Raw genomic sequence first — 2745 nt, forward strand, 5'->3', positions numbered from 1 at the left:
CTTGAGGGCCAGGCCGATGGCGTCGCCAATCGCGGTGTTTTTACCGGCGATGCCAATCCGCGCCTCATCCAGCCAGGTGCGCACGGTGCGCCGGTCAAAGGTCAGCGGCGCTTGCAGATAGGCCTGGCTGCCGAACAGGATCAATCCCACGCGATCACCTTCGCGGCCCTCCAGGAAATCTCCCAGCAGGTGCTTGACCAGGCTCAGGCGGCTGACGTCTTCGTCTTGCCATTGCATGTCGGGGAAGTCCATCGAGCCGGAAACGTCCACCGCCACCAGCAAGTCGCGGCCGCTGGCTGCAATCGGCAAGGGTTCGCCCAACCATTCCGGGCGGGCGGCGGCGGTCAACAGCAGCAGCCACAGGAACACAAACGGTGCTTGCTGGCGCCATCCCGGCAGGTTGACCCGCGCGCGGCGGCGGGCCAGGCCTTCGAGGTCGCTGAGGAAGCTGACTTTCAGCGCCGGTTCGCCGCTGTCGGCCACCGGCAGGATGAGGCGCAGCAACCAGGGCAATGGCAACAGGGCAAAGATCCACGGCCAGGCGAACTCAAACATGTTTGCGAATCCAGGTGTCGACGGCCTGGGTCAGGCCGGCGATGGCCTTGTCGTCGAGTTTGCATTCGGGCTTGTAGGCGCCTTCCACCAGCACCATCCAGCGGGTCAGGCCGGCGGCGGGGCAGCGGTTGTCGAGGAACGCCAGCCACTTGCGGCCGTTGAGGGTGTGGCTCTGGCTGTAGGGGTAGTCGTTGCGGCACAGGCGCTTGAGCAGGCCGTTGAGTTGTTGCAGCCAGGCACCGGCCGGTGCGCCGTCGTAGGGTTTGGGCATCAGGGCCAGTTCGGCGAGGGCGGCGATGCGCAGCGGGTCCAGGGGTTGTTCGGCACGGGCCAATGGGCGCTTGGCTGGCAGGAAACGGCGCAGCCACCACAGGCCCCAGCCCGCCAACGGGATGATCAGCAGCAACAGCCACCAACCCGGCGCCGGCGGCCAGAAGCCGATCACTGGCGGGGCAATCAGGGGTTGCAGTTGGTCGAGGCTGCTCATTGCTTTTTAACCGGGCGTTGCGGGTTCAGGTATTCGCGCAGTTGCTCGACCATTTCACCCTGGGTACTCAAGGGCATCAACAGCACCCGCAGCTTTTGCGCGAGCAGTTCCCAGCGTGCGCTGCGGGCTTCGGCCTGGGCCTTGTAGGCCTGGCGCAGATCAAAATTCAGGGTGTCCAGCTCCAGCTGTGCGCCGCGCTCGGCGAAGCGCAGCAGGCCGGCGGCGGGTAGGGCGTGGTCCAGCGGGTCGGAAACCGGTAACAGCAGCAGGTCGCAATGCCGCGACAACAGGCTCAGCTGTTGCTCGGCGCCTTCGGTCAGGGCGCGCTCGTCACAGATCACAATCACCAGGCTGCCCGGGCGCAATACTTCCCGGGCTCGGCGCAAGGCCATGCCGAGGGCGTCGGCTTCGGGGCGGCGTTCGGTGTTGAGGCTCTGGTTGACCCGTACCAACCGGTTGAGCAATTGCAGCAGGCTTTGCTTGCTGCGCCGGGGTTTGATTTCGTAGTGCTCGCTGTCACCGAACACCAGCCCGCCGACCCGGTCGTTATGGCCCAGCGCTGCCCAGCCGATCAGGCTCGCCGCCTGGGCCGCCAGCACCGATTTGAACATCTGCCCCGAGCCGAAAAACAAGCGGCAGCTTTGCTCCACCATGATGAAGATCGGCCGTTCGCGCTCTTCATGAAACAGCTTGGTGTGGGGCTCCTGGGTGCGTGCGGTGACGCGCCAGTCGATGGTGCGCACATCGTCGCCGGCCTGATACACCCGCACCTGGTCGAAGTCGACCCCGCGCCCGCGCAGTTTCGAGTGGTGCAGGCCGATCAGCGGGCTGCGCTGGCTCGGCGTGGAAAACAGCTGCACTTCCCGCACGCGATGGCGCATCTCGATCAATTCGCTCAGGGTGACACGGGTTCCATCGCCAGCGTTCATAGGCGTCAAGCGACGGCAACGACGTCGAGAATGCGTTGCACCACGCGGTCCTGGTCGATGCCGGCCGCTTCGGCCTCGAACGACAGAATGATGCGGTGGCGCAGCACGTCGAACAGCACCGCCTGGATGTCTTCTGGGCTGACGAAATCGCGGCCGGCCAGCCAGGCGTGGGCCCGGGCGCAGCGGTCCAGGGCAATCGAGCCACGAGGGCTGGCGCCATAGGCAATCCATTCGGCCATTTCCGGATCGAACTTGGCCGGGGTGCGAGTGGCCATGACCAGTTGCACCAGGTATTCCTCCACCGCATCGGCCATGTACAGGCCGAGGATTTCCTTGCGCGCGGCGAAGATCGCCTGCTGGCTGACGCGCCGCTCGGGCTTGGTTTCACCGTTGAGGGCTTCGCCACGGGCCTGCTGCAGGATGCGGCGCTCGACGGCGGCATCGGGGAAGCCGATTTTCACGTGCATCAGGAAACGGTCGAGCTGGGCTTCGGGCAGCGGGTAGGTGCCTTCCTGCTCGATCGGGTTTTGCGTGGCCATCACCAGGAACAATGGCGACAACTCGTAAGTGCTGCGCCCCACGCTGACTTGGCGCTCGGCCATGGCTTCGAGCAATGCAGACTGCACCTTGGCCGGGGCACGGTTGATTTCGTCCGCCAGCACCAGGTTGTGGAAGATCGGGCCTTGCTGGAACACGAAACTGCCGGTTTCCGGGCGATAGATCTCGGTGCCGGTGATGTCGGCGGGCAGCAGGTCGGGGGTGAACTGGATGCGA

4 protein-coding genes are annotated in these 2745 nt (G+C 65.4%); all 4 read right to left on the minus strand.

Going from position 1 to position 2745, the window contains the following annotated elements; genetic code table 11:
* Positions 1-555: VWA domain-containing protein (locus HX873_RS29450; protein ID WP_177123605.1), on the minus strand; the 555-nt coding region annotated here is incomplete at its 3' end.
* The gene (locus tag HX873_RS29455; RefSeq protein WP_003218539.1) at positions 548-1042 is read right to left on the minus strand and encodes a DUF4381 domain-containing protein; all 495 of its coding nucleotides are present in this window, start codon (positions 1040-1042) and stop codon (positions 548-550) included. The genes HX873_RS29450 and HX873_RS29455, both read right to left, overlap by 8 nt.
* Positions 1039-1971, minus strand: coding sequence for a DUF58 domain-containing protein (locus tag HX873_RS29460; protein WP_003218540.1), 933 nt, complete (start codon positions 1969-1971; stop codon positions 1039-1041). Before HX873_RS29460 ends, HX873_RS29455 begins: the two co-directional genes overlap by 4 nt.
* A 5-nt stretch (positions 1972-1976) precedes the next feature.
* The coding region (locus HX873_RS29465) for a MoxR family ATPase (protein ID WP_177123606.1) at positions 1977-2745 on the minus strand (769 nt) is incomplete at its 5' end.

It is taken from the genome of Pseudomonas sp. P7758, assembly GCF_013386485.1.
GTDB lineage: Bacteria > Pseudomonadota > Gammaproteobacteria > Pseudomonadales > Pseudomonadaceae > Aquipseudomonas.